General features: G+C 69.7%; 2 protein-coding genes and 2 pseudogenes. All 4 read left to right on the top strand.

Features of this window, described 5'->3' with window-relative positions; genetic code table 11:
- Nucleotides 1-855, top strand: an 855-nt coding sequence (locus QR77_RS07185) for a tetratricopeptide repeat protein (protein WP_150130552.1), incomplete at its 5' end; no start/stop codon positions are given.
- 143 nt (nt 856-998) lie between these two features.
- Nucleotides 999-2,115: pseudogene (gene ald / locus QR77_RS07180) on the top strand (alanine dehydrogenase).
- A 380-nt stretch (nt 2,116-2,495) separates the two neighbouring features.
- Nucleotides 2,496-3,617, top strand: coding sequence for a ParA family protein (locus QR77_RS07175; protein WP_040020374.1), 1,122 nt, complete (start codon nt 2,496-2,498; stop codon nt 3,615-3,617).
- A pseudogene (locus QR77_RS47740) lies at nt 3,602-3,946 on the top strand (hypothetical protein); the annotation flags it as partial. The gene QR77_RS07175 and the pseudogene QR77_RS47740, both read left to right, overlap by 16 nt.

Genomic DNA, 3,946 nt, shown 5'->3' with positions numbered 1-3,946 from the left:
GACGCGCGCACCGCCGCCGACTGGCTGCGGATCCGGCAGCCCGCGCTGCTCGCCTCCGCACGGCTGGCCGTCGCCGACGGCGACCTCGACACCCTTGCCCGCCGCTATGTGGCGGCGCTCGTCCGCGCGCTCGCCGCGCACCGGGGCACGGAGGCGGCGGCGCCCGAGCTGTACGGTCTCCACCACCTCGTACTCGACATCGCCGAACGCCGCGAGCTGCACCGCGAACAGGCGGCGGCGCTGCTCAACATCGGCGACCTCGACGCCAGGAACGGCCGCACCGAGGACGCGCTGGAGCGCTACCGCGCGGCGCTGGACGCCGGACGCGCGGCGGGCGACCTCTACGCGACCGGCCGCGCCATGGAATCCGTCGGCGGCGCCCACCAGGACCTCGGGGACTGGCAGCGGGCCGCCGACTGGTACGGCAGGGCCCTCGCACAGCGCCTCAGCCGGGGCGAGAAGGCCGACGAGGCGAGGCTGTACGGCCGCCTCGGCGCGGTCCACGCCTACGCGGGCCACTACGGCGAGGCGCTGCGCGACTGGCGGGCGGCGGCGGCCTGCCACCGGCGGCTGGGCGACTACCCGGGCCACGCGCGGGCGTTGAGCGAGGTGGCCAGGGTCCTGGAGTACGCGGGACACCCCGAGGACTCGCTGCGCACCTGCGAGGAGGCGCTGGAGTGGGCGCGGCTGGCCGAGGACGTACGGCTGGAGGCGGCCCTGCGGATCCGGCTGGCGGACACCCTGGAGCGGCTCGGCGACCCCACAGCGGCGGGGCTGCACAGGGCCACAGCCGAACAATTGCTGGAATCGGAGGGCTCAGCCTACGAAATCCGCAGCACTTCTGCTGAGGATTAATGCATTGCAAGGCTAGACAGCGGGAAGTCCTTCATTAGACTGGCTGCGCCGCACCTTCTTGCGGTGTCTTCCGATGCGCCACACGTATCGGGACGTATGCGGTATTACTTCGGTAATCCCCTGAGTCAAGGACCGTGATCGACGTGCTGGTCGGCATCCCCCGCGAAGTCAAGAACAACGAGTTCCGGGTGGCCATCACCCCGGGCGGCGTGCACGAGCTGGTGCGCCACGGACATCAGGTCGTCATCGAGCGCGGCGCCGGCGCCGGTTCCTCGATCACGGACGACGAGTTCACCGAGGCGGGCGCGCGCGTCCTCGCCACAGCCGACGAGGTCTGGGCTGCCGCCGACCTGCTGCTGAAGGTCAAGGAGCCGATCGCCGAGGAGTACCACCGGCTGCGCAAGGGGCTGACGCTCTTCACGTACCTGCACCTCGCCGCCTCCCGCGCCTGCACCGACGCCCTGCTGGACTCCGGCACCACCGCCATCGCCTACGAGACCGTCGAGACGGCGAACCGCGCGCTGCCGCTGCTCGCCCCGATGTCCGAGGTCGCCGGACGGCTGGCCCCGCAGGTCGGCGCGTACCACCTGATGCGCTCGGCGGGCGGCCGGGGCGTGCTGCCGGGCGGCGTCCCCGGTACGGCGGCGGGTCCGCGCGGTGGTCATCGGCGGCGGGGTCTCGGGATGGAACGCCACCCAGATCGCCGTCGGCATGGGCTTCCATGTGACGCTGCTCGACAAGGACATCAACAAGCTGCGCGAGGCGGACAAGATCTTCGGCACGAAGGTCCAGACCATCGTCTCCAACGCGTACGAACTGGAGCGCGCGGTCGTCGAGGCGGACCTCGTCGTGGGTGCCGTTCTGATCCCCGGAGCGAAGGCGCCGAAGTTGGTCACCAACGCGCTTGTCGCCAAGATGAAGCCCGGAAGTGTACTTGTCGACATTGCAATCGACCAGGGTGGCTGCTTCGAGGATTCGCACCCCACGACCCACGCCGAACCGACCTTCCGCGTCCACGACTCGGTCTTCTACTGCGTGGCCAACATGCCGGGGGCTGTCCCGAACACGTCCACCTACGCGCTGACCAACGCCACGCTGCCCTACATCGTCGAGGTCGCGAACCGTGGCTGGATCGAGGCGCTGCGCCGCGACCCCGCGCTGGCGAAGGGGCTCAACACCCATGATGGCCAGGTGGTTTATCGTGAGGTCGCCGAGGCCCACGGGCTGGCGCACGTGGAGTTGGACGCCGTACTGGCCTGACGCGTCAACGCCTTACGTCAACGTCACGCCACCGGCCGGATCTTGCTGAACGAGGTCCGGTCCGGTGTGTATCCGGCCACTTCGAGGCCCTCGCCAACTCGCCGTGAAAGTTACCTTTTCACCTATTCGCACCCCCGCGAAACACGCCCGGCATGCCTTGGTGAGAGGGCTGTGCGCCCTTGACACAGGGATGTTCGGTTGCCGACACATCGGCACGGGTCCGGCGGATTGTGTTGCTGCGGAGCGGTGACACGCCATAGAGTCGCAAACCGTCGGCATGGTGCCACGCTGACCTATCGATAAGTTTCCTGGTCACGTCCAAGGAGGTAAGACGACTTGTGAATGAGTCGACATTTACTCCCGGGGGTGGTCAACCAGGAATGCCTGCGAGGGGCCAGAGCCCGTCGTCCGGGCTCGAGGCTGTCGGCTCCGTCGCTGTCCGCACCTTCGCCACCCACCAGCAGTTGACGACAGCCCACCAGACGATGGACGGCCACCACGTGAACGCCATGGCCGGCAACGAGGGCGGCCGAGAGTCCAGCCCATTCGCCGACTACGACGAAGTGCCCGAGGGGCACTTCTACGACCCCGACGCCGAATACGAGCCCGACCCCGAGTACGCGGCCACCCTCGCCCCCGACGCCGCACGCCAGCGCCGCGAGCGGATCGGCCCGACCGGTCGGCCCCTGCCGTACTTCCCGATCCCGGGACCGCTGACCGACCACGGTCCGGCCACGATCATCGCGATGTGCAACCAGAAGGGCGGCGTCGGCAAGACGACGTCGACCATCAACCTGGGCGCGGCCCTCGCCGAATACGGCAGGCGCGTGCTGCTCGTCGACTTCGACCCGCAGGGAGCCCTGTCGGTCGGTCTCGGTGTGAATCCGATGGAGCTGGACCTCACCGTCTACAACCTGCTCATGGAGCGGGGCATGGCGGCGGACGAGGTGCTCCTGAAGACCGCGGTCCCCAACATGGACCTGCTGCCGAGCAACATCGACCTGTCGGCCGCCGAAGTCCAGCTCGTGAGTGAAGTGGCGCGCGAGTCCACGCTCCAGCGGGCCCTGAAGCCGCTGATGCAGGACTACGACTACATCGTGATCGACTGTCAGCCCTCGCTCGGTCTGCTGACCGTGAACGCGCTGACGGCGGCACACAAGGTGATCGTGCCGCTGGAGTGCGAGTTCTTCGCGCTGCGCGGTGTGGCCCTGCTGACGGAGACCATCGAGAAGGTCCAGGAGCGGCTCAACCCCGAGCTGGAACTCGACGGCATCCTCGCCACGATGTACGACTCCCGTACGGTGCACAGCCGCGAGGTCCTCGCGCGTGTCACCGAGGCGTTCGACGATCACGTGTACCACACGGTGATCGGCCGGACCGTGCGCTTCCCGGAGACCACGGTCGCCGGTGAGCCGATCACCACGTACGCCTCCAACTCCGTCGGCGCCGCCGCTTATCGCCAGCTCGCCAGGGAGGTGCTCGCCCGGTGTCACGCCGAGTGAGTCTGCCCGGGGCCGACGAGCTGTTCCGTACGACCGGGGGCATGGCGCTCCAGTCCTCGTCGCCCGCCGACCGGCGCCGGAACACCAACGGCGAGGTCCGGGTACCCGCTCCGGCGGGCGAGAGCGACCCGGCCGCCGAGGCGGCGGCCGGCCGGAACGGGTCATCGGCGACGGAGGAGCACTCCGCCGCCGACCCGGACCCGGGGCCCGGTGCGGGTGGCGGTGTCACGGGCGGCAATCCTGAAGTGCCCAGGACCCGCAGCTCCGACGCCGAGCAGGCGGCCGCCGGGATGAAGGGCCGCAGGCCGCAGGACGCGCAGGCGGCGGCT

It is taken from the genome of Streptomyces sp. 150FB, from assembly GCF_000818195.1.
Taxonomy (GTDB): Bacteria; Actinomycetota; Actinomycetes; order Streptomycetales; family Streptomycetaceae; genus Streptomyces.
This window is presented reverse-complemented; position numbering and strand designations above follow the sequence as displayed.

What these genes read in the sequence shown, in the direction of transcription:
- QR77_RS07175 (WP_040020374.1), top strand. Translation starts at nt 2,496, where the DNA reads ATGCCTGCGAGGGGCCAGAGCCCGTCGTCCGGGCTCGAGGCTGTCGGC.